This window comes from Streptomyces sp. NPDC030893 (assembly GCF_055571535.1).
The window spans coordinates 259,662-285,630 of the sequence record NZ_JBVIFC010000004.1 but is presented as its reverse complement, the minus strand read 5'-3'; the positions used below and the strand labels follow the sequence as shown (position 1 = coordinate 285,630).

Sequence of the window (25,969 nt, the reverse complement as noted above, 5' to 3'; positions counted from 1 at the left end):
TCCGGATGGTGAACAGGGCATGGTGTTCTCGCGACCGCGTCGCTTACAAACAACTCATGTTCTGGGTCCCGCTCCTGCTCCTGGCCTGGGCCGTCGCCGGTGTGGCGTGCCTGCGGCTGTGTCTGGCCGCCGTGCGCGGCGCCACCGCGCCCGCCGCCGGTCCCGGCACCGCGCAGGGGCGCGAACTGACGCTGTACGAGGCCGCGTTCCTGTCGGGCGGCCCCGGGCGGGTCGCCGACGTCACGCTCGTCGCGATGGCGCGCGGGCGGCGGCTGCTGCTGGCGCACACCGGCTGGGCGACGGTCGTCGACCCGCGCGGCCGGGACGACATGGAGCGCTCGGTCATAGGGGCCATAGGCCCGCAGGGACAGTCGCGCATCGCGCCGGTGCGGGCGGCCGCGGCGACCGCCGATCCGGTGCACGGGATCGCGGAGCGGCTGGTCAGCGCCGGACTCGCGGTGCCGGACGGGGCCGGCACGACGGTCGCGGACGCGGTCCGGCAGGTGCGGCTCGCCGCGGCGGCCGTGGCCGGGCTGGGGGCGACCGCCCTGCTCATGCCGGTCCCGTCGGACCTGCCGCGCCATCTGGTCGCCCTGTGGTTCGCGCTGCCGCTGGTCCTCGCGCTGAGCTCCCTGGCCATCGCGCGGTTCGAGGTGCACCCCTACTCGCGCTGGGCCTCCCCCGCCGGCCAGCGGCTGCTGGGCGCCCTGCCGCGTGGCACCGGCGGCGCCGGGGACGACCGTACGTACCTCACCTCCGTCGCGGTACGCGGCATCCGCGCGGTGGGCGAGCCGGAGCTGCGTGCCGCCCTGGCGCACGGCGCGCCGCGTCAGGAGCAGTGACGACACACCCCGGTGAGGGGTGCTTGCCTCACACCACCATCGAACGAAACATCCCCTTTGTCGCCGTTGTGCACCGAAGGGATCGTCGATGAGAACCGCCGCCGTCCATGTGGCCGCCGGGTCCATGCTGCTCACCACCCTGGCCGCCGCCCCGGCCGGCGCCGGCACCCCCGCCGCCCCCCACGCGGCCGAGCTGCGCGGTACCGCCGTGGCCGCCGCGCGCGCCGCCGACCGGGGCATCGACTTCGGCCCGTGCCCGGCCGCGCTGCAGCTTCCGGGGACCGTCCGGTGCGGCACGGTCCGCGTCCCGCTCGACTACGCCCGCCCGGACGGCGAGCAGCTCGAACTCACCGTCAGCCGCGCCCGCGCCACCGGGAAGGACCCGGACGACGGCGGGCGCGCGGTGCCCCGGCAGGGGTCGCTGGTCCACAACCCGGGCGGGCCGGGCGCCAGTGGCATGTACTTCCCGATGACGGGCGCGCTCCCCGAGTGGAAGCGCATCGCCGCCGCCTACGACCTCGTCGGCTACGCCCCGCGCGGGGTGGGCCGTTCGGCGCCGCTGTCCTGCATGGACCCGGCGGCGTTCCACGAGGCGCCCACGGACGCGCCGGTCCACCCCTCGGCCGCGTACAAGCGGGAACGGATCGAGCGGGCCAGGGCGCACGCGCGGGGCTGCGCCGAGCGGGCCGGGGAGGCGCTGCGGCACTACCACTCGCTCAACAACGCACGCGACCTGGACGTCCTGCGCGCCGCCCTCGGCGAGAACCGGCTGACGTTCCTGGGCTCGTCGTACGGCACGTACTTCGGGGCGCTGTACGCCACGATGTTCCCCTCGCACGTGCGGCGGATGGTGTTCGACGCGGCGGTGAACCCCGACCCGGAGCAGATCTGGTACCGCAACAACCTCGACCAGTCGGCGGCGTTCGAGGACCGCTGGGCGGACTTCCGGGCGTGGGCCGCCCGGCACGACGACGTGTACGGGCTCGGCGACACCGCGCGGAAGGTGCAGGAGAGCTACGAGACGGCACGCGCGCGGCTGGCGGAGGAACCGGCGGGCGGGAAGGTCGGCCCGGAGCAGTTGCAGGCCTCGCTGCTCCAGGCCGGGTACTACGACGACCACTGGCCGCACCGCGCGCGGGCGCTGTCGGCGTATCTGAAGGGCGATCCCGCGCCGCTGGTCGAGCAGGCGCAGGCCTATCCGGAGGCGGCGGCGGAGGCGGAGAACGCACGGGCGGTGTATCTCGCCGTGGAGTGCAACGACGCGCCCTGGCCGGCGGACTGGAAGGTGTGGGACCGGGACAACACCCGGCTGGCGCGCAGGGCGCCCTTCGAGACCTGGGCCAACGTGTGGACGAATCTGCCCTGTGCCTACTGGAAGGCGCCCCGGCAGCAGCCGCTGGACGTGCGCGCGGGCCGCGGAGAACTGCCGCCGACGCTGATCCTGGCGGCCGAGCGGGACGCGGCCGCCCCGTACGAGGGGGCCCTGGAGCTGCACCGGCGGCTGGCGGGGTCGACGCTGGTGACCGAGCGGGACGCCGGCAGCCACGGCATCGCGGGCGGCCCCAACGCCTGTGTGAACGGGCACCTGGAGGCGTATCTCCTGGAGGGCCGCGTCCCGGGGCGGCGCGCTTCCTGCGCGCCGCACCCGGAGCCGAGGCCCGCCCCGCGGACCCGGCCGGTGGAGCGGCGGGACGGGTAGACCCGCCCGCCACCGGGGGACCCGCCCGCCGGGCGGGTCCGGGTGTGTCAGGCCAGGCCCGCGACCAGGTCCGCGACCTCCTTGCGGCGGCCCGTGAAGAACGGGACCTCCTCGCGGACGTGCAGCCGGGCCTCGGAGCCGCGCAGGTGGCGCATGAGGTCGACGATGCGGTCCAGCTCGTCGGCCTCGAAGGCGAGGATCCACTCGTAGTCGCCGAGCGAGAACGAGGCGACCGTGTTGGCCCGCACGTCCGGGTAGCCGCGGGCCATCTTGCCGTGGTCGGCGAGCATGCGGCGGCGGTCCTCGTCGGGCAGCAGGTACCAGTCGTAGGAGCGCACGAACGGGTAGACGCTCACATAGTCGCGGGGCGTCTCGTCGGCGAGGAACGCCGGGATGTGCGAGCGGTTGAACTCGGCCGGCCGGTGCAGCGCCATGTTGGACCAGACCGGCTCCAGCGCGCGGCCGAGCCGGGTGCGGCGGAAGAGGTTGTACGCCTCCTGGAGCTGGTCGGCGGTCTCGGCGTGCCACCAGATCATGAGGTCGGCGTCCGCGCGCAGGCCCGACACGTCGTAGGTGCCGCGGATCGTGACGTCCTTGGCGGCGAGCCGGTCGAACAGCTCCTGGACCTCCTCGGCGTACCCGGCGCGGTCCTCCGGCAGGACGTCCTTCAGTCTGAAGACCGACCACAGGGTGTAGCGGATGACCTCGTTGAGGTCCTTGGCCAGCTTGCCCTTGTTGGGGATGCGGTCGGGGGCGGGGGTGGTGGCGTCGTCACTCATGTGCCTCATTCTCCTGCTCCGCCGTGGAGGCTTTGCACCGGGTGGGCGGTGAGTTCCTGCACACCGTGCAGGTCACCGTGGATCTGGTCGGCGGCGGCGTACGCGCTCGCGATGCACGCGGGGATGCCGACACCGTCGTAGGCCGCGCCGCACACGGCGAGCCCGGCGAGGCCCGCGAGGTGCGCGCGGACGCGGGTCACCCGCGCGTGGTGGCCGACGGGGTACTGGGGCAGGCCGTCCTGCCAGCGGGTGACGCGGGTGGCGACCGGGGTGGCGCTCAGGCCGGTGGCCGCCTTGAGGTCGTGCCGGGAGACCTCCACGAGGTCGGCGTCGTCGCGGCGGAGGATCTCCGTCTCGCCGTGGCGGCCCACCGAGGTGCGCAGGACCACCAGGTCCGGGTTCTCCCCGTCGACCCAGCCCCATTTGCGGGAGGCGAAGGTGGCCGCCTTGATGGTGTGCCCGTCGACGGGCGGTACGAGGAATCCGCTGCCCTCGGGCAGATCGGTCTCCGCGCGGCGGTAGGCGAGCGTGATCAGCGCCATGGAGGCGTACTCCACCCCGGCGAGCTCGGCGGCGGCCCCGGGTGCCTCGGCGCGCAGCAGGGCGGCGGCGGCCGGCGCGGGTACGGCGACGACGACCGCGTCGGCGTGCAGCGCCCGGTCACCGGCGATGACCCGCCAGCCGTCGCCCGGTTCACGGCGCAGCTCCGTGACGGGCGTACCGGTCAGGATCTCGGCGCCGCGCGCCCGCAGGGACTCGGCGACGGCGAGGGGGAGGGTGCCCACGCCGCCGGCGATGCCCATGAACACCGGGCCGCTCTCCCGGGCCGCGGCGGACTGCGCCTGGATCGCGCGGACGCCCTCGGTCAGGGAGGTGTGGGTGCGGGCGGCCTCGAAGAGCTGCGGGACCGCCGCGCGCATCGAGATGCGGTAGGCGTCGCCCGCGTACACGCCGCCGAGCAGCGGCTCCACGAGCCGGTCGACGACCTCGCGGCCGAGGCGCGCCGCCACGTACTCGCCGATCGCCACGTCGTCGCCGACCTCGGTGCGGGGCAGGTCGGCGTCGCGCTCGATCCGGGCGAGCCCCTCGTCGGACAGCACGCCGGCGAGGGCGGCGGAGGTGCCGGGCACGCCCATGACGTGGCCCTTGGGCATGGGCCGCAGGGCGCCGCGGGTCCACAGCGCGGCGGAGGCGGTGGCCGGCGGCTGGAGCCGGTCGGCGAGGCCCACCTCCCGGGCGAGGCCGACCGCTTCGGGGCGGCGGGCCAGCAGCGACTCCGCGCCGAGGTCGACGCGGGCGCCCGCGATCTCCCCGGGCAGCAGTTTGCCGCCGACCCGGTCCGAGGCCTCCAGGACGGTGACGCGCGCCCCGCGCTCCAGCAGCCGGTGCGCGGCGGCCAGCCCCGCGATCCCGGCTCCGACGACGACGGCCCGCGGCCCGCCGCCCGCATGTGATCCGCTCATGCCTCCACCTTCTCAGACGCCACCGGCGCTCCCGCCAGGGCCATGTGGCCCTGCCGAGTCCCTACCGTGACCGCATCGGGACCGTCCGGCGCCAACGATTCGCACCCCCGCGGCGTCGAAGGAACGTCAGTCATCACGATGCCGGGGGAGCCCCACATGCGCACACGACGATCCGTACGACCCGCCCACGCCCTGGCCGGGGTCCTGCTGGCGGCGGCCCTCGCGGCCGGCGGGTGCAGTGCCGGCGGCGACTCGGCAGGTTCCGGGGCGGACAAGGCCGCCGCCGCGCCGGCCGAGGGGCGGGAGCAGGGGGCCGTGCGGGACGAGGGCGCCGGACAGGGCGGATCGCGCGGCTCGGCGGACGGTGCCCCGGCGGCCACGCCCGGCGCCACCGCGAACCACGTCATCCGCACCGCCTCGCTGACCGTGCGGGTGAAGGACGTGCCGAAGGCGCTGGCCGAGGCCCGCGCGGCGGCCGGGAACGCGGGCGGCCACGTCGGCGACGAGACCACCCGCCGGGACGCGGAGGGGTACGAGCACACACGTGTGGTGCTGCGTGTGCCCGTCGCCACCTACGCGGAGGTCCTCGCCGGTCTCGAGGGCGCGGGCGAGCTCGTCGAACGCCGCGCGAAGGCGGAGGACGTCACCGAACAGGTGGTCGACGTGGAGAGCCGGGTCGCGTCCCAGCGGGCCAGCGTGGCCCGCGTCCGCGAGCTGATGGACCGGGCCACCAAGCTCAGTGACGTGGTCACCCTGGAGGGTGAACTGAGCACCCGCCAGGCGGACCTGGAGTCCCTGCTGGCCCAGCAGGCGTCCCTGAAGGACCGTACGAGCCTGGCGACGATCACCCTGTCCCTGTCCGCGGCTCCGGCGGAGCAGGACGGCAAGGACGACGATCCCGGCTTCGTGGACGCCCTCGCGGGCGGCTGGGACGTGTTCCTGACCATGCTGCGCTGGCTGACGGTGGCGGCGGGCGCGGTCCTGCCGTTCGCCGCACTGGCGGCGCTGCTGGCCCTGCTGTGGGTGAAGGCCGTACGGCCGCTGCTGCCGGGCCGCTCGCGGACCGCGGACCCGGCGGCGGCCCCTGTTCCGGCTCCGGTGCCTCCCGTTCCGGCTGCGCGGCCGGCCGGTGGGCAGGACCACCGGCAGGACTGACCCGGACCCCGGACCCGGGTGCCCTCGCGCCGTAGCGTGTCCGTATGGACAACAGCGATGCGCGCGGTGCGAGGGAACGTCTGGTCGTGATCGGCGGTGACGCCGCGGGGATGTCCGCGGCGTCCCAGGCCCGCCGGCTGAAGGGCCCGGACGAACTGGAGATCGTGGCGTTCGAACGCGGCCACTTCACCTCGTTCTCGGCGTGCGGCATCCCCTACTGGGTGAGCGGGGACGTCCCCGACCGGGACCGGCTGATCGCGCGCACCGCCGAGGAGCACCGCGCGCGGGACATCGATCTGCGGCTGCGCACCGAGGTCACGGAGATCGACGTCGACCGCGGGCGGGTGCGCGCGCGTGAGGTGGATTCCGGCGCCGAGTCCTGGACGTCGTACGACAAACTGGTGATCGCGACCGGTGCGCGGCCGATCCGTCCGGAGCTGCCCGGCATGGACGCCCCCGGGGTGCACGGTGTGCAGACCCTGGACGACGGGCAGGCGCTGCTGGACACGCTGGCCCGCGCACGTGGCCGCCGCGCGGTGGTGGTCGGCGCGGGGTACATCGGCGTGGAGATGGCCGAGGCGATGATCAAACGCGGCTACGAGGTGACGGTCGTCAACCGCGGCCGGGAGCCCATGGCCACCCTCGACCCCGACATGGGCCGTCTGGTGCACCGGGCCATGGAGGGCATGGGCATCACCATGGTCAACGACGCCGAGGTCACGAAGCTGCTGACGGGTGACGACGGCCAGGTCCGCGCGGTTGCCACGGAACGGGAGGAGTACCCGGCCGACGTCGTCGTCCTCGGTATCGGCGTGCGGCCCGGGACGGCCCTCGCGCGGGCCGCCGGGCTCCCCCTCGGCGACTCCGGCGGGCTGCTCACCGACCGGTCGATGCGGGTGCGCGGGCACGAGAACATCTGGGCGGGCGGCGACTGCGTGGAGGTCCTCGACCTGGTCTCCGGGCAGCAGCGGCACATCCCGCTGGGCACCCACGCCAACAAGCACGGCCAGATCATCGGCGCGAACGCCGGCGGGGGCTACGCCACCTTCCCGGGCGTGGTCGGCACGGCGGTCAGCAAGGTCTGCGACCTGGAGATCGCGCGCACGGGGCTGCGGGAGAAGGACGCCCGCCGCGTGGGGCTGCGGTTCGAGTCGGTCACCGTCGAGTCGACCAGCCGCGCGGGGTACTACCCGAACGCCTCGCCCATGACGGTGAAGATGCTCGCCGAACTGCGCACCGGCCGGCTCCTCGGCGTGCAGATCGTCGGCCGTGAGGGCGCGGGCAAACGCGTCGACATCGCGGCGGTCGCCCTGACGGCCGGTATGACCGTCGATCAGATCGTCGCCCTGGACCTCGGCTACGCCCCGCCGTTCTCCCCGGTCTGGGACCCGGTCCAGGTGGCCGCCCGCAAGGCGTCGGCGAGGATCAGGGCTGCCGGGTGAGCGGCGCGCGGGGCCGGGCCGGTGTGCGGGTCCTCACCCCGTTCCGTTGATCCTCTCGATCGCCTGCCGTGCCTGTTCCGCCGGCGGGCGCGACGGCAGCGAGGACACCGAAGCGCTCGACGGCACCGGCGGCGGCTGCTCCCCCGCCGGCCTCGCGTGCGCGGCGGCCTTCGCGGAGCGCAGCCGGTGGCCCACCGCCTCGTCCAGTGTCACCGGCCGCCGCAACTGGGAGGCGAGCCGCCCCGCCTCCTGGCCGAGCCGGGCGACGTCCTCCCAGGGGAGGCGCACCACGAGCGTGAGCTCGGCCTCGCCGTCGGGCAGCGCCTGCATCGCGGGAGTCACTCGGTCGTTCATCGCCTGTCGTCCTCACGTCGGCCCCGCGGCACCTTCCCCGCGCCGCGGGCGGTTGAGGAGTCATACGCACGCCCGGACGGCGGTGTTCAGCCGCGCCGCGGATTCCCCGGCCGCCGCGCGGGCACATGTGGGATGTGGTCATCCCCGTCCATGACGTGAATCCGGCGCGGCGCACCCCCTGGGTGACGTACGCGCTGCTCGCCGCCAACATCCTGGTCTTCGTCGTCCTCACTCCGGGTGTCGCCGGTTCGCTGACCGGCGGGAGCGATCTGGCCGACCTGTGCCGGCTCCAGGCGTTCCTGGACCGCTACGCGGCCGTCCCGCGGGAGCTGATCGGCCACCGGATGCCGGATCTGGTGCCCACGGGCGGCACCGGGGTGGGCCCGCAGGGCCCGGGATGTGTGGTGGACCGCCCGGGGTACGACAAATCCCCCGAGCTGAGCGTCCTCACGGCGATGTTCCTGCACGGCGGCTGGCTGCACCTGCTGGGCAACATGCTGTTCCTGTGGATCTTCGGCAACAACGTCGAGGACCGCATGGGGCACGTGCGGTACCTGCTGTTCTACCTCGTCTGCGGCTACGCGGCCTCGTACGGCTTCGCCCTGCTCAACGCCGGTTCGGGCGATCCCCTCATCGGCGCCTCGGGGGCGATCGCCGGTGTCCTGGGCGCCTATCTGGTCCTTTTCCCGAAGGCCCGCGTCTGGGTCCTCGTCCCCTTCCTGATCTTCCTGCCGCTGCGGCTGCCGGCCTGGATCGTGCTGGGCTCCTGGTTCGTACTCCAGGCGTTCTACTCCGCCGGCCAGGGCGTCTCCGAGGCCGGCACCGTCGCCTACGTGGCCCATGTGGCCGGCTTCGCGGTGGGCATGCTCCTCGCCTGGCCGCTCAGGCCCGGCACCGTCCCGCCGCCGGAACCGGAGGGTGTCCTCTTCGGCCGGCGGGCCCGGCGGACCCGGTAGGGCCCGGCGGACCCGGTAGGGCGTGCCGGGCCCGGCGCGGGCGTCAGCGGCGCAGCAGCAGCGAGGTGACCCGCAGGCGGCCGCTGTGGATCCACACGTCCGAGTACTCCACCGGCCGGCCGTCGGCGAGGTAGGTGACCTGCTGGAGGTACTGCACGGGGGCGCCCTCGTCCAGTTCGAGGGCGCCGGCGACGTCGGCGGTGGCGGCCTCGGCGCCGAACGTCCGGCGGGCGGTGGCGATCTTCAGTCCGTAGGTGTCCTCCAGGACTCCGAAGAGGCTGGAGGACGTGAAGTCCACCTCCTCGATGCCGGGCGCGAGGTCGGTGCGGACGAAGTTGAAGAGCAGCGCGACCGGCCCCTGATCGGTCCGGCGGACCCGCACCAGGCGCAGCACGCCGGTACCGGGGGTGACGTCGAGCAGGGCGGCCACGGGCCGGGGCGGCACGATCAGGGAACACTCGCGCACCTGGGTCGTGGTGACGATGCCCTGGCTGGCGAAGTCCTCGGAGAGGGTGCTCAGCTTCTGGGCGATCGCGGGCTCGATCGTCGTGGAGGTGACGAAGGTGCCCCGCCCGCGCACCTGTCGCAGCAGACCTTCCTCGATGAGCGTGGTCAGGGCCCGCCGCAGGGTGCCGCGGCTGACTCCGAACTCCTGGGCCAGTTCCGGCTCGCTCTTGAGCCGGTAGTGCGCCGGCCACTCGCCGCTGGCGATACGCAGTCGGATGTGTTCCGAGATCTGGACGTGGATCGCCGTGGGGACGTCCCGTTTGATGCCCGGGGGTCTCCGTTCGTCGGCTGTCACCGTGGTCGCATCTCCTTCTCCGCTCTCACCGGAGGACGTGTGCCGCTCCGGACGTCAAGCCGTGCCCCGGCCGCGAGGGCGGCCGGGGCACGGCGGGTGGTGGGGCCGGTCAGTAGCTGACGGTGGACTCGTCACCGGTGTCGGTGACGATGGCCAGGCCGGCGCTCGTCCCGAGCAGGGAGGCGCCCGCACGGAGCAGTTCGAGACCCTGGCGGTAGCTCTTGATCGAGCCGGACGCCTTGACCCGGACCCCGTCCCGCGCCCGGTCAACAAGGTAACGAACACTGGCCGGATTCGCAGTCTCGATCTGACCGCTGCTGGCGTTCTTCAGGAACGAGGCGCCCGCCTCCATGGCGAGTTCGACGGCGGCCTCCTTCTCGGCGTCGGTGAGCAGCGGCAGTTCCAGCATGACCTTGACGGGCAGGCCCGAGGCCCGGACGACCCCGGCGATGTCCTCGCGGAAGTCGTCGTAGCGGCCGCTCTTGAGCCAGCCGACCTGGACGCCGATGTCGAGCTGGTCCGCGCCGAGCCGGGCGATCTCGGCGGCCTCGGCGGCCTTTCCGGCGCTGGTCATGACGCCGACGGTCGGGAAGTCGAGGGCGGTGGCGACCTCGACTCCGGTGCCCTCGAGTTCGGCGACCACGACGGGCAGCCAGGAGGCGGACACCATCGCCGCGTTGAAGCCGTGGGTGACGGCTTCGCGGGCGTGGGCGATCATCTCGTCGCGCGTCGCGTCCGGGTCGATCTTGGTGTGCTGGATGTAGGACGCCAACTCCGCCGGGGTGAGCTGGAGTTCGGCGGCGGGTGCGGTGGTGCTGGACATGGGGGTTCTCCCTGGGGATGACGTGCGGCGGGGTCCGGCGGATCGGTCGCCGGATGTTGTGCCGTGGAGGGCGCCGCGGGGTGACCGGAGCCGGCGGCCGGCTCCGGGAAAACGGTGAGGCGTGGCTCAGAGCTTGGACGCGTACTCCGGCGGTACGACGACGTCCTCTCCGCCGAACCAGCGCGGGGCGTCGACACCGCAGTACAGGCCGACGTTGCCCCAGGGTTCGAAGGCTCCGGTGCGGACGACGGCCTTGGCCTGCCGGGCCAGGCCGCCGAGCACCTCGGCGTGCGGGCGGGTGGTGAACTCCGCGCCGGCGAAACGCTCGTGCAGCCAGGCGTCGAGCCGGGGGTTGTGCGTGGGCACGTTCTCCGCGCGGACCACGCCCTCGACGACCAGTTCGTCGGCGATCAGACCGAGCACGGTGCGCAGGTCGGGCAGGTTCTCGGAGAGGGCGAGGTCGATGCGGTGGGCGTCGCGCGGCACGGGGAAGCCCGCGTCCACGACGAGCAGCAGATCGGTGTGGCCGAGGGTGGCCAGGACTCCGCTCAGTTCGGCGTTGAGGATGCCGGAGCGCTTCATGGTGGCTTCTGCCTTTCCGGTGTGGGCCGCCCGCGGGGGCGGCGTGGGGCCACGGGGGTGACGGGTTCGGTCGGGTGGGCGGGCTCACGCCGCGGCGGGGGCCGCTCCGGTGGCGAGGGTCATCACGGACTCCTCGGTGGCCTCGGCGGTGTCGACGACGGCCACCATGCGGCCCTCGCTCATCACCGCGACGCGGTCGGTCAGGGTGAGCAGTTCGGGCAGGTCGGAGGAGGAGCAGAGGATCGCCAGGCCGTCGTCCGCGAGTGCGGACAGCTGTGCGTAGATCTCGGCCTTCGCACCGATGTCCACGCCGCGGGTGGGCTCGTCGAGGATCAGCACCCCGGGGTCGATCGCCAGCCAGCGGCCCAGTACGGCCTTCTGCTGATTGCCTCCGGACAGACTGGTGATGGGCTGGCCGATGGTGGCGGTCTTCACCCGCAGCCGCCGTGCCTGCTCGGTCGCGGCCGCGTCGAAGGCACGGCGGCGGACGAGGCCCAGCCGGCTGAAGGTCTTCGCGGTGAGGGCGCCGATGTTCTCGCCGACGCTCATGGTGGTGAGCAGTCCCTGGGCGCGGCGCTCACCGGGGACGAACGCCAGCCGGCGCTCGACGCTGGCGATCGGGTTGCGCCGGTCGTAGGGCCGGCCCAGCAGCTCCACGGTGCCACCGGTGCCGGGGTCGCCGCCGAAGAGGTTGTGCAGCAGCTCGACCCGGCCGGAGTCGGGCAGTCCGGCGACTCCGAGGATCTCGCCGGGGCGCAGATCGAAGGAGACGCCGTGGTGACGCCGGCCGCTCAGCTCCCGTACCTTCAGGGCCGGTGGGGCGGACAGGTCCGGCTTCGTCTCCTGGTCCGCGCGGCGGGTGAAGCCGCCCAGCTCACGGCCGACCATGGCGGCGACCGCCCGGTCGGGGTCGGTGTCCGCGCTGCGCCAGGACGCCACGTGGGCGCCGTCGCGCAACACCTGGATGTGGTCGGCCAGTCGGAAGACCTCGGGCATGCGGTGGGAGACGTAGAGCATGGTCGTCCCGGCCGCCTTGAGCTTGTCCATGAGGGCGAACAGCCGGTCGGCCTCGGCGGGGGTGAGCATCGCCGTCGGTTCGTCCAGGATCAGCACGCGGCAGCCCCGGGCGATGGAGCGGGCCACCACGATGAGCTGCTGGGTGGCCAGGTCCAGGGTCCGCACGGAGGCGTTCGGGTCGAGGTCCAGGTCGAGTTCGGTGAGCAGTTCGGCGGTGCGCTCCACCATCCGGCGCCGGGAGGGGAACCAGCGGTGGCCGGGTTCGACTCCGCTGAGCACGTTCTCCGCCACGGTGCGGTCGAGGAGCAGCGACAGCTCCTGGGGGACGATCGCCACGCCGTGCCGGCTGAGCATCGTGCTCGGCTCGTACGCCGTGACCTCCTCGCCGAAGACGGTGACACCGCCCTCGCTGGGCGGCTGGAGACCGGCGAGGATCTTCAGCAGGGTCGACTTTCCGGCGCCGTTCTCCCCCAGCAGCGCCGTGACCTCGCCCGCGGGGACGTCGAAGGTGACGTCGCGCAGGGCGCGGACCGGGCCGAAGTTGCGGGTCAGGCCCCGGACGCGGACGGCCGGTTCGGCGGTGTCCGGGTCCGCGGCGCGGTCCGGGCCCCCGGGGGCGGTCTCGCGGGGTGCGGCGGTCATCAGTCCTCCACGGTCGCGTCGGCGAGGTTGTCGCGGGTGATGAACTGCGCTCCGGTGTCCACGCCGGAGATCTCGGTGCCCTCGGTGAGGAAGTCGTTGAGCACCTTGACCGCCTGGTAGCCCTGCTCGGCCGGGTTCTGGCTGATGGTGAAGTCCAGGACGCCGCGCTCGATGTACTCGGACGTCTGGGTGAGCAGGTCGAAGCCGCCCATCGTGATGTCGTCCGTCTTTCCGGACTGGGCCACCCACTTGGCGGCGGCCGTGGTCGAGCAGCAGTCCAGACCGGCGACGGCGACCACGCCGGACTGGCCGGACATGGTGGACTCGACGGTGTTGTAGGCGCTGTTCGGCTCGTTGCCGACGTTGACCGGTCCGACGATCTTCAGGCCGCTGCCGTCCAGGCCCTCCTTGAAGCCGCTGAAGCGGTCGTGCGACCAGCCGGCGCCGGTGTCGACGGAGAAGACGACGACGGACTTGCCCGCGACGTCGCCGTTCAGGTTCTTGCGGAGCTCCTCCGCCTGGGCCTTGCCGGAGCCCTTGAGGTCCTGGCCGACGAAGCCCATCTGTTCGGAGTCGGGGTTGTCGGTGTTGAAGGAGATGATCGGTATGCCGGCCTTGTGGGCCTGGCCGATGACCGGCTTGAGGGCGTCGCTGGAGGCGGAGGAGACGGCGAGTCCGTCCACGGCCTTCTGCTGGATGAGCGTCTGGATCTCGGAGACCTGCTTGGCGGCGTCACCGCCGGTCGGGCCGATGAGGGAGACGTCGGCGCCGAACTCCTCGCCCGCCCGCTTCATGCCCGCGCCGATCGGCGTGGCGAAGGCGAGGGACGGGTCGTGGTAGCTGAGCTTGATGCGCATCGGCTTGTCGTCGTCGAGCCGCTCCTGGATGTACGGGGCGAGCTGGAAGGAGCCGTCGTCGGTGCCGCCGGAGTCGGCCGCGGTGACGGCGCCGCAGGCGCTGAGGGAGAGGGCCGCGGCGGCGGCTGTCGCGGCGGTGAGGCATCTGCGGAGGGTGCGCGAGGACATCGGGGCTCCTTGGGTGTGCGAAGGGGGCCGGGGCACGGCGGGGGACGGAGGGCGCACGGGTGGGGCCGGTGCGGGTCGGGGGCGCGGCGGGCGCACGGGGGGGGGCGGTGCGCGTGGAAGGAGGGGCGGCGGCGGTCAGGCGCGGGACTTGCGCTTGCGCTGCCAGGTGTCGGCCGCGACGGCGGCGACGATGACCAGGCCCGTGACGACGGTCTGCCAGAAGGACGAGATGCCCTTGATGTTGAGGATGTTCTGGAGCAGGCCGATGAAGGCGACACCGATGACGGTGCCCCACATCGTGCCCGATCCGCCGAAGAGGGCGGCGCCGCCGATGATGACGGCCGAGATGACGGTGAGTTCCAGACCCTGGCCGGTCACGCCCTGCACGTAGGAGAGGAAGGACAGGCCGAGGACGCCGGCCAGGCCCGCGGTGAAGCCGGACAGGACGAAGGCGGTGAGCTTGACCCGCTTGACGTCGACGCCGACGAGCCGGGCGGCCTCCGGGTTGCCGCCGACGGCGTAGGTGTTGAAGCCGAAGCGGGAACGGGCGAGCAGGACCACGCCGATGGCGGCGACGACGGCGAAGAAGACGAACTGCATGGGGATCAGGCCGAACAGCCGTCCCTGGCCGAGGAGGTTGAACTCCGCGACGCCGGGCTGGGAGGAGCTGAGGGAGATCGGGGCACCGTCGGAGATGAGCAGGGCGACGCCGCGGAAGACGCTGAGCGTGCCCAGGGTGACGATGAAGGACGGCACGCCCAGCATCACCACGGCCAGGCCGTTGAGGAGCCCGGCGACGACGCCCACGGCCAGCCCCACGAGCATGGCCAGGGGCCAGCTCCAGCCGTCCGAGATGAGCATGCCGGTGGAGATCGCGGACAGGGCGTAGATGGAGCCGACCGAGAGGTCGATCTCGCCGTTGAGGATGACGAAGGTCACCCCGATGGCCATGATGCCGATCTGCGCGATCTGCTGGCCCACCGAGAGCAGGTTGTCGGACTGGGCGAAGGTCGGCGAGAGCAGCGTGCCCAGCAGGAAGAGCGCGACGAGCGCGGCGAAGACGCCGGACTCGCGTGCGTGCAGCAGGCGGCGCAGTGCGTGGGGCAGCCGCGAGGCGTTCTCCTCGGACGGCGGCGGGGCGGTGGTGGGCGGCTTGGAGAGGGTGGAGGTCACGAGGCGTTTCCAATCAGGGCGTTCAGCTGGGCTCTGGTGGGGAGGGCGGGGACGACGCCCGCGATCGTCACGGTGTGGGAGCCCGCGACGGCGGCGAACTCCACGGCCCGCTCGACGGGTTGTCCCTCGGCCAGGGCGACGGCGAAGGCCGCGGTGAAGGAGTCGCCGGCACCCGTGGTGTCGACGACGGCCGGGGCGGGGTGCGGGGGCACCGTGCCGATGCCGGAGGAGCCGGCGACCAGTGCGCCCTCGCCGCCGCGGGTGATGACGACGACGCCCCCGGTGCGCTCGCGCAGCGCGCGGGCCAGGTCCTCGTCACCGAGTCCGTGGTCCTCACCGAGGCCGAGGAGGACGGGCGCCTCCGTCTGGTTGGGGGTGAGGAAGTCGACGAGGGGCCAGCACTCCGCCGGGAGCGGCCGGGCGGGGGCCGGGTTGAGCAGGGTGCGGGTGCCGGTCTCGCGGCCGGTGCGGAGGGCCGCGACCACGGCCTCCTCGGGGATCTCCATGGAGACGACCAGGATGTCGGCGGAGGCGATCTCGGCGCGGAAGGACTCGACGGCGGCGGCGTCCAGTTCGTCCAGGGCGCCCGGGGCGATGGCGATGCGGTTCTCGCCGGACGGCTCGACCAGGATGAAGCCGACCATGGTGGGCGCCTGGGCGGTCACCACGTGCTCGGCGCCGACCCCCTCGCGCTGCCACAGCTCCCGCGCGGAGCGGCCGAACCCGTCGTCGCCCACGGCGGTGAGGAGCGAGACCTCGGCGCCCAGCCGGGCGGCGCCGACGGCCTGGTTGCTGCCCTTCCCGCCGGCACCCGAATCGAACAGACCGCCCGAGACCGTCTCACCGGCGGCGGGCGCCTTCGGCACCCTCATGGTGAGCCCGGCTCCATAACTTCCGACAACCGCGATCTTCATCGACACACCACTTTGTGTATGGACAACCGTGTACAAGCGCGATCGTAGGTACAGGGATGTCCATAGTCAACGGTTCGGTGGACAGGAGATGGAGCGCAGGAGATCGAGCGCAGGGGTGCGCGTCCGGCCGGCACGGGTCCGCCGGGCGTTCGTCCGCTCAGCCGGCCGCGGGCAGGCGGAGGGCGACCATGGCGACGTCGTCGTCGTTGTCCACGGTGAGCTGGTGGCCCAGGACGGAGTCGCAGAAGGCCTCCAGCGGGCGGCTGACGGCCGTCGACGCGTGGTGGCGCAGGCGTTCCAGACCGACGGTGAGGTCCTCCTCGCGGCGTTCCACGAGGCCGTCGGTGTACAGCAGCAGGGTCGAGCCGGGCAGGAGCGGTTCCACGGCGGTGTCGTACTGGGGGTGCGGGACGAGCCCGAGCATCGGCGAGTGGGCCGCGGTCAGGAAGCGGGCGGTGCCGTCCGCTTCGACCAGCAGCGGCGGCGGATGGCCCGCGACGGAGTAGTGGAGCCGGAGACCGCCGGACTCCGGGCGTTCCACTCGGGCCAGGACGCAGGTGGCGGTGTATTCGAGGTAGAGGGTCTGCAGGCAGACGTCCAGCCGGCGCAGGATCGCCCCGGTCGGCTCCTGGCGGTCCAGGGTGAGTCCGCGGAGCATGTTGCGCACCTGGCTCATGGTGACGGCGGCCGGCAGGTCGTGCCCGGCGACGTCGCCGATGGTGAGGACGGTGGCGCCGTCGCGCAGCACGAAGGAGTCGTACCAGTCGCCGCCGACCTCGGCGGCAGCGGTGCTGGGCCGGTAGCGGACGGCGATGCCGAGGCCGGGCACGTGCGGCGGCGGGGTGAGCAGGCTGCGCTGGAGGGCCAGCGCCACCTGCCGGGTGCGCTGGTACTCCAGGGCGTTGCTGAGCGGGGTGTGCGCCCGCTCGAGGAGGGCGCGCAGCAGGCTGATCTCGGCCTGGCCGAGGGGCGGACGGTCACCGCTGGCGGACGCGGCGACCAGCGCGGCGGTGGTGCCGTCGACGACGACGGGCAGCAGGACGACGCTGTTGGCGCCGGGGACGAGCCAGGGTTCGCCGTCCGGCGGGGCGAGGTCGGGCGGGGGCCGGCCGGGCGGGAAGACGGCGTGGACGGGGAGGCGCTGGTCGGCTGCGCGGGCGAGCGGGCTGCCGGGCCGCAGGTGCTCCTCGTGGTGCGGGGGCAGGTCGGGCAGGCCCTCGGCCGTGGTGGCGGCGACCCGGTCGGCGGTGAGCGGGGTTCCGGGCAGGCGGTGCAGGGCGTGCGGGAGGAGGTACATCGTGCAGGCGTCGGCGATGTCGGGCACGATCACCCCGGTGAGCTCGGTGAGCATCTCGTCCAGCCGGACGGTCTCGGCCGTGGCGGCGGTGGCGCGGGCCAGCAGTTCCTCACGCCGGCTCTCCTGCCAGTCCTGCTCGATGTCCGTGCAGGTGCCCATCCACTCGATCACCGTGTCGCCGTCGCGTACCGGTGCGGCGTCGACGGCGAAGTGCCGGTAGCCGCCGGTGGCCAGCCGCAGCCGGTAGGTGTGGGTCCAGCGCGGGGCCTGCTCGGTCACGGCCCGGTGCCACGATTCGGCGGCGGCGGCCCGGTCGTCGGGATGGACCGCGTCGGTCCAGCCGTCGTCGCGGAACTCCTCCCAGCTCTGCCCGGTCACCCGTTCCCAGCCGGGGCTCGGCTCGCTCACCGCGCCCTTGGGGCTCGTCACCCACACGATCTGGGAGCCGGCGTTCACCAGGCTGCGGTAGCGCTGCAGCGCGCGGCGGCGTTCCTCGGACAGCACCCGGATCCGTTCCGCGGCGGTCACCTGCTCGGTGACCTCCACGATCACCCCGAGCACGCCGGGCCGGCCGTCGCTCATCGTGGCGTGGGAGATGCTGAAGGTGAAGTAGCGCGTTCCCCCGCTGTCCGGTCCCGGGTAGGCCAGGTCGATGGGAACGCCGGTGAGGACCTCGGCGGCGCCCGTGGCGAACACCCGGTCGAAGAGCTCGAAGTAGCCGGACTGCATGAGGTCGGGAAAGGCGTCGCGGATGGTCCGGCCCAGCGGACGGTCGCCGAAGATCTCGCGGTAGACCCGGTTGGTGTACGCGAGCCGGTGCTCCGGCCCCTGGGTGAAGACGACACCGATCGGGGCGGGGTCGAACATCTCGAGCCTCATGGGGCCTCCACCTGCCCGTACCCGGGAGCGGACGTGCTGGACGCTGCGTATGCCCAGTACCCCGCCCCCGGGGTGTGACGCGCGTGCGGCGCGTACGGGGTGGATTCAGCGCGCGCTCTGCGTGTGCACGTACTCCACGAGGTGGGTCAGGGCGTCGGCGTCGGTGTTCGGCATGACGCCGTGGCCGAGGTTGAAGACGTGGCCCTCCAGGCCGGCCGCCGCGTCCAGGACCTCCCGCGCCTTCGTCTCGACCGCTTCGCGGCCGGCGAACAGGACGGTCGGGTCGAGGTTGCCCTGGAGCGCCTTGCCGGGGCCGACGCGGCGGGCGGCCTCGTCCATCGGGACGCGCCAGTCGACGCCGACGACGTCCGCGCCGGCCTCGCCCATGAGCCCGAGCAGCTCGCCGGTGCCGACGCCGAAGTGGATGCGCGGTACGCCGTAGCCGGCCACCGCGTCGAACACCTTCGCGGAGGAGGACAGCACCGAGCGGCGGTAGTCGGCGGGGGCGAGGGCGCCGGCCCAGGAGTCGAAGAGCTGGACGGCCGAGGCGCCGGCCTCGATCTGGACCTTGAGGAACGCGGTCGTGATCTCGGCGAGGCGGTCGAGCAGGTCGGCCCAGAGCTCCGGGTCGCCGTACATCATCGCCTTGGCGTTCTCGTACGTACGGGACGGGCCGCCCTCGACGAGGTAGCTGGCCAGGGTGAACGGGGCGCCGGCGAAGCCGATCAGCGGGGTGGGGCCGAGTTCCCGGGTCAGGATCCCGATGGCCTCGGTGACGTAGGAGACGTCCTCGGGGGTGAGGTCGCGCAGCCGGGCGAGGTCGGCGCGGGTGCGGACCGGCTGCTCGACGACCGGGCCGATGCCGGGCTTGATGTCGAGGTCGATGCCGATGGCCTTGAGGGGGACGACGATGTCGCTGAAGTAGATCGCCGCGTCGACGCCGTGGCGGCGCACGGGCTGCAGCGTGATCTCGGCGACCAGCTCCGGGCGCATGCAGGAGTCGAGCATCCCGATGCCCTCACGCACCTTGCGGTACTCCGGCAGTGAGCGCCCGGCCTGGCGCATGAACCACACCGGCGTGTGCGGCACCGGCTCGCGGCGGCACGCCTTGAGGAAGGCTGAATCCTGGACGGCGTTCTCCTCGACGGCCTCGGAGGTCGCGGTCGGCGTCTGGCCCTTCGGGCTTGCGTTGGCACTCACATGAGCCAGTCTCGCACGACCGGCCGGACCGCCCCGACCCGAGGTCGTCCGGTACGCGGTGCACGCCGGCCGGGTTCCGGACACCCCCGGGCGGTGCGGGTGTCCCTCCCTGCGCCGGGGGCCCGTTCCGCTTAATCTTCCCCGCATGGCTGCGGCTCAGGGACGACTGTCGGACGGCGCTGGCGGAATGGACGAACCGAAGGGGGCCGGGGACCCCGGGCACGGGGGGGCGCCTCCGCCGCCCTTCCGGGCCGCGGTCGAGGCGCTGCGCGGCGCCCGGCTGCGGCCGCAGATCGAGGTGGAGCCGACGCCCGCGCCGAAACGGCTGGCCCCGTTCGCGTACGCGCTGGAGGCCGCGGTCATCGACGGCGAGGAGGATCTGGCCGACGGCCGGCTGGTGCTGCTGCACGATCCGGCCGGGCACGACGCCTGGCGGGGCGCCTTCCGCCTGGTGACGCTGGTGCGCGCGGAGCTGGAGCCGGAGATGGCGGCGGATCCGCTGCTGCCGGACGTGTGCTGGTCCTGGCTGACCGGCGCGCTGGCGGCGCGCGGGCTGGCGTACGGCGAGCCGAGCGGCACGGTGACGCGGGCGAGTTCCCACTACTTCGGCGGGCTGTCGGCACGGCCCGCCGCCTCGCAGATCGAGATCCGGGCCTCCTGGACGCCCCGGGAGGGGCGGGGCGGGGTGCCGGACACGGGGGCCCATCTGGTCGCGTGGTGCGATCTGCTCGCGCAGGTCGCGGGGCTGCCGCCGGCCGCTCCGGGGGACGCGTCGGTGGTGACGCTGCCGCAGCGCAGGGGGCCGCAGTCGCGCTGAGCTTCCCGTTGCGGGCTCCCGGCAATCCTCGATGACGATCTCTTTGTCGATACGGCCACTTTCGGAAGCGTTGTGACGCAGACCGAAACCGTTCGATCTTCGAATGATCGACCGTGCGTCCGAATTGCCCAGATTGTTACTCACTACTTCGTGATCATTTCCTAAAGGACTCCCGGTTTGCTGCCGAAGACGACTGTGACCTTGAAAGCACGGTTCGTCCCGGCTTCACCCCCACGAGCCGGCCCCGTCCCGCACCCCAGGAGGCCTGGTGTCCGTTCTCCTCGAGCAGCCCGCAAGCCTGGTCGCCTACCGCCCGAACAAGCCGACCGCCATGGTGGTCGTGGCCGACCCGCGCGTCCGTTCCACCGTCACCCGCCATCTGTGGGCGCTCGGTGTGCGCGATGTCATCGAGGCCTCGTCCGTCGCGGAGGCTCGTCCCCGCATCGGCAACCCCCGCGACATCTGCGTCGCCGAAGTCCATCTGCCGGATGGCTCCGGCCTCACCCTTCTCTCCGAGACCCGCGCCGCGGGCTGGCCCAACGGCCTCGCCCTGTCCGCCGCCGACGACATCGGCGCCGTGCGCAACGCGCTGGCCGGCGGGGTGAAGGGATACGTCGTCACCGGCACCCGCACCAACCTCGGGCTCCCCACCCGGCCCGGTGCCGCCCCCATCGGCGCCGCCGCCGCCCGTCTCCACCGCCGCCCCCCGGGTGCCCCGAGCCACCCGGGCGGTTACCGCGAACTGTCCGGCCGCGAGGTCGAGGTGCTGCGGCTGGTGGCGGAGGGCCAGTCGAACAAGGCGATCGGCGTCTCGATGGGCCTGTCCGCCCTGACCGTCAAGAGCCACCTCGCCCGCATCGCCCGCAAGCTCGGCACGGGTGACCGCGCCGGAATGGTGGCGGTGGCCCTGCGCACCGGAATCATCCACTGACCACCGACCCTTTCGCACGCTGCCCGCGCCCGCCGGCGCCCCTGTCGGCGGGCGCCTTCACGGGCGCCCGCGTCCCGGCCGTGCGCCGAGGCCTGTTTTCGCCGGTCGGTCCCGCTCCCGCGCGTAGGGGCAGGTCAGGCACCGGCTCGTACGGATACCCTTGACAGGTGACCGACGCCCACGACACCGCAGCAGACAGTTCACTGCGAACCACCGGAGGCGCCCCTCCGGACGACGGCGGATCTTCTGCGACGGAGGCGCCGATCCCCTTGCTGGAACCGCGCGAGGGCATTCCTCCCGTGATAGCGGACGAGGCCGCCCTCGCCGAGGCGGTCGCCGCCTTCGCCGCGGGCCGCGGGCCCGTGGCCGTCGACGCCGAGCGCGCCTCCGGCTACCGCTACGGGCAGCGCGCCTACCTCGTCCAGCTGCGCCGCGAGGGCGCGGGCACCGCCCTGATCGACCCCGTCGCCTGTCCCGACCTGTCCGGTCTGGGCGAGGCGCTGTCCGGCGTCGAGTGGGTGCTGCACGCCGCCACCCAGGATCTGCCCTGTCTGCGCGAGATAGGCATGGTGCCCACCCTCCTGTTCGACACCGAGCTGGCCGGCCGGCTGGCCGGGTTCCCCCGGGTCGGGCTCGGCGCGATGGTCGAGAACGTGCTCGGCTTCGTCCTGGAGAAGGGCCACTCCGCCGTCGACTGGTCCACCCGCCCGCTGCCCGAGCCCTGGCTGCGCTACGCCGCCCTCGACGTCGAACTCCTGGTCGACCTGCGGGACGCGCTGGAGAAGGAGCTCGACCGGCAGGGCAAGCTCGACTGGGCCCGGCAGGAGTTCGCCGCGATCGCCTCGGCGCCCCCGCCGGAGCCCCGCAAGGACCCCTGGCGGCGCACCTCCGGCATGCACAAGGTCCGCCGGCGCCGGCAGATGGCCGTCGTCCGGGAACTGTGGCAGACCCGGGACCGGATCGCCCGGCGCCGGGACGTCTCCCCCGGCAAGGTGCTCTCCGACGCGGCCATCGTCGAAGCCGCGCTCGCCATGCCGGCCAACCACCACGCCCTGGGCGCGCTGAACGGGTTCGGGCAGCGGGTGGGGCGGCGCCAGCTGGAGCAGTGGCAGGCGGCCGTCGACCGGGCGAAGGCGCTGAGCGAGTCACAGCTGCCCCAGCCCGGCCAGCCGGTGACCGGTCCCCCGCCGCCGCGCGCGTGGGCCGACAAGGACCCGGAGGCCGCGGCACGCCTGACGGCCGCGCGGACGGGGGTGAACGCGCTCGCCGAGCGGCTGGGGATGCCGGCGGAGAACCTGATCGCGCCGGACACGGTGCGGAGGGTGTGCTGGGAGCCGCCCTCGCCTGCCGGCGCGGAGTCGGTAGCGGGGGCGCTGGCTGCTCTCGGGGCGCGGGCCTGGCAGGTCGAGCAGGTCACGCCGGTGCTGGTGGCCGCGTTGTCCGTGTAGCGGGAGTCCGTTCCGCCCCCGCCGCCCCTTCCCATTCCCGTCCCCGGGGGCGCTGCCCCCGGACCCCCGCTCCTCAAACGCCGGAGGGGCTGGAAGTCAGCCCCTCCGGCGTTTGAGGAGCGGGGTCTGGGGCGGAGCCCCAGGTTCGGGACGGGAAGGGGCGGCGGGGGCGGAATCGGCTTGGCCCTACGCGGCCGATCGTGTGATGTTCGCCGCTCCAGGCGACGGGACTGGGCAGTCACGTTACTCATAAGTAGCATGGCGTAAGCAAGCGCTCAGCATCCCGTACCTGGAGGAGAGCCATCGTGCCTCGTACCGTCAGGGACGTCGTCTTCGTCGACGGCGTCCGCACCCCGTTCGGCAAGGCGGGCCCGAAGGGCATCTACCACGAGACCCGCGCCGACGACCTCGTCGTGAAGGCGATCCGGGAGCTGCTGCGCCGCAACCCCGGTCTCGACCCGAAGAAGATCGACGAGGTCGCCGTCGCCGCGACCACGCAGATCGGCGACCAGGGCCTGACCATCGGCCGCACGGCCGGCATCCTCGCGGGCCTGCCCACCTCGGTCCCGGGCTACTCCATCGACCGTATGTGCGCCGGCGCCATGACCGCCGTCACCACGGTCGCCGGCTCCGTCGCCTTCGGCGCGTACGACGTCGCCATCGCGGGCGGTGTCGAGCACATGGGCCGCCACCCGATGGGCGAGGGCGTCGACCCCAACCCGCGGTTCGTCTCCGAGAAGCTGGTCGACGAGTCCGCCCTGTTCATGGGCATGACCGCGGAGAACCTGCACGACCGCTACCCGACCATCACCAAGCAGCGCGCCGACGAGTACGCGGTCCGCTCGCAGGAGAAGGCCGCCAAGGCGTACGCCAACGGCAAGATCCAGGCCGACCTGGTGCCGGTCTCGGTGCGCCGCACCAACGAGGATGCCGGCGAGACCGGCTGGGGCCTGGTCACCGCCGACGAGCCGATGCGCCCGGGCACCACGCTGGAGAACCTGGCCGGTCTGAAGACCCCGTTCCGCGTCCACGGCCGGGTCACCGCCGGCAACGCGGCCGGTCTGAACGACGGCGCCACCGCCTCCCTCATCGCCTCCGAGGACTTCGCCCGCGAGAACGGCCTGCCGGTCAAGATGCGCCTGGTCTCCTACTCCTTCGCGGGTGTGGAGCCGGAGGTCATGGGCTACGGTCCGATCCCGGCGACGGAGAAGGCCCTCGCGCAGGCGGGGCTGTCCATCTCCGACATCGGTCTGTTCGAGATCAACGAGGCCTTCGCCGTCCAGGTCCTCGCGTTCCTGGAGCACTACGGCATCGCCGACGACGACGCGCGCGTCAACCAGTACGGCGGCGCCATCGCGTTCGGTCACCCGCTCGCCTCCTCCGGCGTCCGTCTGATGACGCAGCTGGCCCGCCAGTTCGAGGAGCAGCCCGAGGTCCGTTACGGCCTCACCACCATGTGCGTCGGCTTCGGCATGGGCGCGACGGTCATCTGGGAGAACCCGCACTTCGAGGGAGACAAGTGAGCACCACCGCAGAGCTTCTGAAGGGTGCGGCCGAGCTGTTCCCCGGCGAGGTCGTCACCAGCGCGCACGTACGCCACTTCGACCTGCCGCTGGGGGCCGGGCGCTTCGCGCTGATCACCCTCGACAACGGTCACGACCACACCAAGCCGACCACGCTCGGCCCGCAGTCGCTGGCGAACATCGACGCCGCGATCGACCGGGTCGAGAAGGAGGCCGCGGACGGCGAGATCGTCGGCGTCGGTGTCACCGGCAAGCCGTTCATCTTCGCCGTCGGCGCCGACCTCAAGGGCGTCGAGCTGCTGAAGCGGCACGAGGACGCGCTGGCCATCGGCAAGGGCGGCCACGACGTCTTCAAGCGCCTGGCGAAGCTGGCCGTGCCGACCTTCGCGTACTACAACGGCGCCGCCATGGGCGGTGGCGTCGAGATCGGCCTGCACTGCAGCTACCGCACGGTGTCGGCCGCCCTCCCCGCCTTCTCGCTCCCCGAGGTCTTCCTCGGTCTGGTCCCCGGCTGGGGCGGCTGCACCCTGCTGCCGAACCTGATCGGCGCCGACAGGGCCGTCTCGGTCATCATCGAGAACAGCCTCAACCAGAACAAGCAGCTCAAGGGCGCGCAGGTCCACGAACTCGGCATCGCGGACGCGATCTTCGAGGGCGCGGACTTCCTGGAGCAGTCGCTGATCTGGACCGCGGCCGTCCTCAAGGGCGAGATCGTCGTCGAGCGTCCGGTCATCGACCGCGGCGAGGCCTGGGACCAGGCCGTCGCCAAGGGCCGTTTCATCGCCGACTCCAAGGTGCACGGCGCCGCCCCGGCCGCCTACCGCGCGCTGGACATCATCGCCGCCGCCAAGAACGGCGACCTCCAGCAGGGCTACGACGCCGAGGACCAGGCCCTCGCCGACCTGATCATGGGCGGCGAACTGCGCTCCGGCATCTACGCGTTCAACCTGGTGCAGAAGCGCGGCAAGCGTCCCGCGGGCGCCCCGGACAAGAGCCTGGCCCGTCCGGTCACCAAGGTCGGTGTCGTCGGCGCCGGTCTGATGGCCTCCCAGCTCGCGCTGCTGTTCCTGCGCCGCCTGGAGGTGCCGGTCGTGCTGACCGACATCGACCAGGAGCGCGTCGACAAGGGTGTGGGCTACGTCCACGCCGAGATCGACAAGCTGCTCGGCAAGGGCCGTGTCAACCAGGACAAGGCCAACCGCCTCAAGGCGCTGGTGTCCGGTGTCCTGGACAAGGCCGAGGGCTTCGCCGACGCCGATTTCATCATCGAAGCGGTCTTCGAGGAGATGGGCGTCAAGCAGAAGGTGTTCGCGGAGGTCGAGGCGGTCGCCCCGGCGCACGCGATCCTCGCCACCAACACCTCCTCGCTGTCGGTCTCCGAGATGGCGTCGAAGCTGAAGCACCCCGAGCGGGTCGTCGGCTTCCACTTCTTCAACCCGGTCGCGATCCTCCCGCTGCTCGAGATCGTGCGCGGCGAGCGGACCGACGACGCGGCGCTGGCCACGGCGTTCGGCGTCGCCAAGAAGCTGAAGAAGACCGCGGTGCTCACCAAGGACGCCCCGGCGTTCGTCGTGAACCGCATCCTGACCCGCTTCATGGGCGAGATCCAGAACGTCATCGACGAGGGCACCCCGGTCGAGGTCGCCGAGAAGGCCATCGAGCCGCTCGGTCTGCCGATGTCGCCGCTGGTCCTCCTGGAACTGGTCGGTCCGGCGATCGGCCTGCACGTCTCCGAGACCCTCAACCGGGCGTTCCCGGAGCGGTTCACGGTCTCCCCGAACCTCAAGAAGGTCGTCGAGGCGGGCAAGCGCGGCTTCTACGTCTACGACAGCGGCAAGCCGGAGCTCGACCCCGAGGTCGCCGCGCTGCTCGAGCAGGGCGACACCGTCCTCACCGAGGAGCAGGTGCGGGAGCGGGTGCTGGACGCGGTGGCGCAGGAGATCGGGCTCATGCTCGACGAGGGCGTCGTCGCCGAGGCGCAGGACATCGACCTGTGCCTGATCACCGGTGCCGGCTGGCCGTTCCACCTGGGCGGCATCACGCCGTACCTGGACCGTGAGGGCGTCTCCGAGCGGGTCAACGGCAAGCGGTTCCTGGAGCCGGGCGTGGCGAGCGTGCCGGCGTAACGGTCTCGCGGGAAACGTGAGGAGGGCCTCCGCCGACATGGCGGGGGCCCTCTTCTCATGTGCCGCTGACGTGGGCTGCC

The 25,969-nt window shown here is 73.0% G+C and carries 22 protein-coding genes; 10 read left to right on the top strand and 12 right to left on the bottom strand.

What is annotated here, in order from left to right; all coding sequences use genetic code 11:
• Nucleotides 1-56: 56 nt before the first annotated feature.
• Nucleotides 57-842: a TIGR04222 domain-containing membrane protein gene (locus ACZ434_RS11060; protein WP_468454114.1), complete on the top strand. Its 786-nt coding sequence runs from the start codon at nucleotides 57-59 to the stop codon at nucleotides 840-842.
• Nucleotides 843-930: 88 nt separating this feature from the next.
• Entirely contained in the window at nucleotides 931-2,541 is a 1,611-nt protein-coding gene (locus ACZ434_RS11055; RefSeq protein ID WP_468454112.1) for an alpha/beta hydrolase, read from the top strand.
• Nucleotides 2,542-2,588: 47 nt separating this feature from the next.
• On the opposite strand, the gene hemQ is transcribed toward ACZ434_RS11055, so the two are convergent.
• Together hemQ and hemG are read right to left on the bottom strand one after the other, a co-directional pair.
• The gene (gene hemQ, locus ACZ434_RS11050; RefSeq protein ID WP_468454110.1) at nucleotides 2,589-3,320 is read right to left on the bottom strand and encodes a hydrogen peroxide-dependent heme synthase; all 732 of its coding nucleotides are present in this window, start codon (nucleotides 3,318-3,320) and stop codon (nucleotides 2,589-2,591) included.
• Nucleotides 3,321-3,325: 5 nt separating this feature from the next.
• Nucleotides 3,326-4,783: a protoporphyrinogen oxidase gene (gene hemG, locus ACZ434_RS11045; RefSeq protein ID WP_468454108.1), complete on the bottom strand. Its 1,458-nt coding sequence runs from the start codon at nucleotides 4,781-4,783 to the stop codon at nucleotides 3,326-3,328.
• 156 nt (nucleotides 4,784-4,939) lie between these two features.
• On the opposite strand from hemG, the gene ACZ434_RS11040 reads away from it, so the two are divergent.
• Nucleotides 4,940-5,938 (top strand): DUF4349 domain-containing protein, encoded by a 999-nt coding sequence (locus ACZ434_RS11040; RefSeq protein WP_468454106.1) that lies wholly within the window; start codon nucleotides 4,940-4,942, stop codon nucleotides 5,936-5,938.
• 44 nt (nucleotides 5,939-5,982) lie between these two features.
• Entirely contained in the window at nucleotides 5,983-7,380 is a 1,398-nt protein-coding gene (locus tag ACZ434_RS11035) for an FAD-dependent oxidoreductase (protein ID WP_468454104.1), read from the top strand.
• Between the two features lie 33 nt (nucleotides 7,381-7,413).
• On the opposite strand, the gene ACZ434_RS11030 is transcribed toward ACZ434_RS11035, so the two are convergent.
• A complete protein-coding gene (locus ACZ434_RS11030; protein WP_468454102.1) occupies nucleotides 7,414-7,734 on the bottom strand; it encodes a hypothetical protein in 321 nt (106 codons plus the stop codon).
• Nucleotides 7,735-7,868: 134 nt separating this feature from the next.
• Between ACZ434_RS11030 and ACZ434_RS11025 the strand changes: the two genes are divergently transcribed.
• A complete protein-coding gene (locus tag ACZ434_RS11025) occupies nucleotides 7,869-8,690 on the top strand; it encodes a rhomboid family intramembrane serine protease (protein WP_468454100.1) in 822 nt (273 codons plus the stop codon).
• A 43-nt stretch (nucleotides 8,691-8,733) separates the two neighbouring features.
• On the opposite strand, the gene ACZ434_RS11020 is transcribed toward ACZ434_RS11025, so the two are convergent.
• From ACZ434_RS11020 to hemE, 9 genes are all read right to left on the bottom strand, one after another.
• Entirely contained in the window at nucleotides 8,734-9,492 is a 759-nt protein-coding gene (locus ACZ434_RS11020) for a GntR family transcriptional regulator (RefSeq protein ID WP_468454098.1), read from the bottom strand.
• A gap of 109 nt (nucleotides 9,493-9,601) precedes the next feature.
• Nucleotides 9,602-10,315: a deoxyribose-phosphate aldolase gene (deoC, locus tag ACZ434_RS11015; protein WP_468454096.1), complete on the bottom strand. Its 714-nt coding sequence runs from the start codon at nucleotides 10,313-10,315 to the stop codon at nucleotides 9,602-9,604.
• 126 nt (nucleotides 10,316-10,441) lie between these two features.
• On the bottom strand, nucleotides 10,442-10,897 hold the full coding sequence (gene rbsD / locus ACZ434_RS11010; RefSeq protein ID WP_468454094.1) for a D-ribose pyranase: 456 nt from the start codon (nucleotides 10,895-10,897) through the stop codon (nucleotides 10,442-10,444).
• Nucleotides 10,898-10,981: 84 nt separating this feature from the next.
• Complete coding sequence (locus tag ACZ434_RS11005; protein ID WP_468454092.1) at nucleotides 10,982-12,556, bottom strand: sugar ABC transporter ATP-binding protein; 1,575 nt, start codon at nucleotides 12,554-12,556, stop codon at nucleotides 10,982-10,984.
• Complete coding sequence (locus ACZ434_RS11000; protein WP_468454090.1) at nucleotides 12,556-13,581, bottom strand: sugar ABC transporter substrate-binding protein; 1,026 nt, start codon at nucleotides 13,579-13,581, stop codon at nucleotides 12,556-12,558. The genes ACZ434_RS11005 and ACZ434_RS11000 overlap by 1 nt, the downstream gene beginning before the upstream one ends.
• A 135-nt stretch (nucleotides 13,582-13,716) precedes the next feature.
• Nucleotides 13,717-14,754 (bottom strand): ABC transporter permease, encoded by a 1,038-nt coding sequence (locus tag ACZ434_RS10995; RefSeq protein ID WP_468454088.1) that lies wholly within the window; start codon nucleotides 14,752-14,754, stop codon nucleotides 13,717-13,719.
• On the bottom strand, nucleotides 14,751-15,668 hold the full coding sequence (locus ACZ434_RS10990; RefSeq protein ID WP_468454086.1) for a ribokinase: 918 nt from the start codon (nucleotides 15,666-15,668) through the stop codon (nucleotides 14,751-14,753). The genes ACZ434_RS10995 and ACZ434_RS10990 overlap by 4 nt, the downstream gene beginning before the upstream one ends.
• 157 nt (nucleotides 15,669-15,825) lie before the next feature.
• Nucleotides 15,826-17,844, bottom strand: coding sequence for a SpoIIE family protein phosphatase (locus ACZ434_RS10985; protein ID WP_468454084.1), 2,019 nt, complete (start codon nucleotides 17,842-17,844; stop codon nucleotides 15,826-15,828).
• A 105-nt stretch (nucleotides 17,845-17,949) separates the two neighbouring features.
• Nucleotides 17,950-19,044: a uroporphyrinogen decarboxylase gene (gene hemE / locus ACZ434_RS10980; RefSeq protein ID WP_468454082.1), complete on the bottom strand. Its 1,095-nt coding sequence runs from the start codon at nucleotides 19,042-19,044 to the stop codon at nucleotides 17,950-17,952.
• A gap of 187 nt (nucleotides 19,045-19,231) precedes the next feature.
• On the opposite strand from hemE, the gene ACZ434_RS10975 reads away from it, so the two are divergent.
• The 5 genes from ACZ434_RS10975 to ACZ434_RS10955 all read left to right on the top strand — a co-directional run bounded on the left by ACZ434_RS10975 (nucleotide 19,232) and on the right by ACZ434_RS10955 (nucleotide 25,889).
• Nucleotides 19,232-19,861, top strand: a complete 630-nt coding sequence (locus tag ACZ434_RS10975) for a DUF3000 domain-containing protein (RefSeq protein WP_468454080.1) — start codon at nucleotides 19,232-19,234, stop codon at nucleotides 19,859-19,861.
• A gap of 268 nt (nucleotides 19,862-20,129) precedes the next feature.
• Nucleotides 20,130-20,792 carry a helix-turn-helix transcriptional regulator gene (locus ACZ434_RS10970; protein WP_004923664.1) on the top strand — a complete coding sequence of 221 codons (663 nt, stop codon included), beginning with the start codon at nucleotides 20,130-20,132 and terminating at the stop codon, nucleotides 20,790-20,792.
• A gap of 167 nt (nucleotides 20,793-20,959) precedes the next feature.
• Nucleotides 20,960-22,240: an HRDC domain-containing protein gene (locus ACZ434_RS10965; RefSeq protein ID WP_468454078.1), complete on the top strand. Its 1,281-nt coding sequence runs from the start codon at nucleotides 20,960-20,962 to the stop codon at nucleotides 22,238-22,240.
• 305 nt (nucleotides 22,241-22,545) lie between these two features.
• Nucleotides 22,546-23,763 (top strand): thiolase family protein, encoded by a 1,218-nt coding sequence (locus ACZ434_RS10960; RefSeq protein ID WP_468454075.1) that lies wholly within the window; start codon nucleotides 22,546-22,548, stop codon nucleotides 23,761-23,763.
• A complete protein-coding gene (locus ACZ434_RS10955; protein ID WP_468454073.1) occupies nucleotides 23,760-25,889 on the top strand; it encodes a 3-hydroxyacyl-CoA dehydrogenase NAD-binding domain-containing protein in 2,130 nt (709 codons plus the stop codon). The genes ACZ434_RS10960 and ACZ434_RS10955 overlap by 4 nt, the downstream gene beginning before the upstream one ends.
• The last annotated feature ends 80 nt before the right edge of the window (nucleotides 25,890-25,969 follow it).

What these genes read in the sequence shown, in the direction of transcription:
- ACZ434_RS11060 (WP_468454114.1), top strand. Translation starts at nt 57, where the DNA reads ATGTTCTGGGTCCCGCTCCTGCTCCTGGCCTGGGCCGTCGCCGGTGTG.
- ACZ434_RS11055 (WP_468454112.1), top strand. Translation starts at nt 931, where the DNA reads ATGAGAACCGCCGCCGTCCATGTGGCCGCCGGGTCCATGCTGCTCACC.
- hemQ (WP_468454110.1), bottom strand. Translation starts at nt 3,320, where the DNA reads ATGAGTGACGACGCCACCACCCCCGCCCCCGACCGCATCCCCAACAAG.
- hemG (WP_468454108.1), bottom strand. Translation starts at nt 4,783, where the DNA reads ATGAGCGGATCACATGCGGGCGGCGGGCCGCGGGCCGTCGTCGTCGGA.
- ACZ434_RS11040 (WP_468454106.1), top strand. Translation starts at nt 4,940, where the DNA reads ATGCGCACACGACGATCCGTACGACCCGCCCACGCCCTGGCCGGGGTC.
- ACZ434_RS11035 (WP_468454104.1), top strand. Translation starts at nt 5,983, where the DNA reads ATGGACAACAGCGATGCGCGCGGTGCGAGGGAACGTCTGGTCGTGATC.
- ACZ434_RS11030 (WP_468454102.1), bottom strand. Translation starts at nt 7,734, where the DNA reads ATGAACGACCGAGTGACTCCCGCGATGCAGGCGCTGCCCGACGGCGAG.
- deoC (WP_468454096.1), bottom strand. Translation starts at nt 10,315, where the DNA reads ATGTCCAGCACCACCGCACCCGCCGCCGAACTCCAGCTCACCCCGGCG.
- rbsD (WP_468454094.1), bottom strand. Translation starts at nt 10,897, where the DNA reads ATGAAGCGCTCCGGCATCCTCAACGCCGAACTGAGCGGAGTCCTGGCC.
- ACZ434_RS11005 (WP_468454092.1), bottom strand. Translation starts at nt 12,556, where the DNA reads ATGACCGCCGCACCCCGCGAGACCGCCCCCGGGGGCCCGGACCGCGCC.
- ACZ434_RS11000 (WP_468454090.1), bottom strand. Translation starts at nt 13,581, where the DNA reads ATGTCCTCGCGCACCCTCCGCAGATGCCTCACCGCCGCGACAGCCGCC.
- ACZ434_RS10990 (WP_468454086.1), bottom strand. Translation starts at nt 15,668, where the DNA reads ATGAAGATCGCGGTTGTCGGAAGTTATGGAGCCGGGCTCACCATGAGG.
- ACZ434_RS10985 (WP_468454084.1), bottom strand. Translation starts at nt 17,844, where the DNA reads ATGAGGCTCGAGATGTTCGACCCCGCCCCGATCGGTGTCGTCTTCACC.
- ACZ434_RS10975 (WP_468454080.1), top strand. Translation starts at nt 19,232, where the DNA reads ATGGACGAACCGAAGGGGGCCGGGGACCCCGGGCACGGGGGGGCGCCT.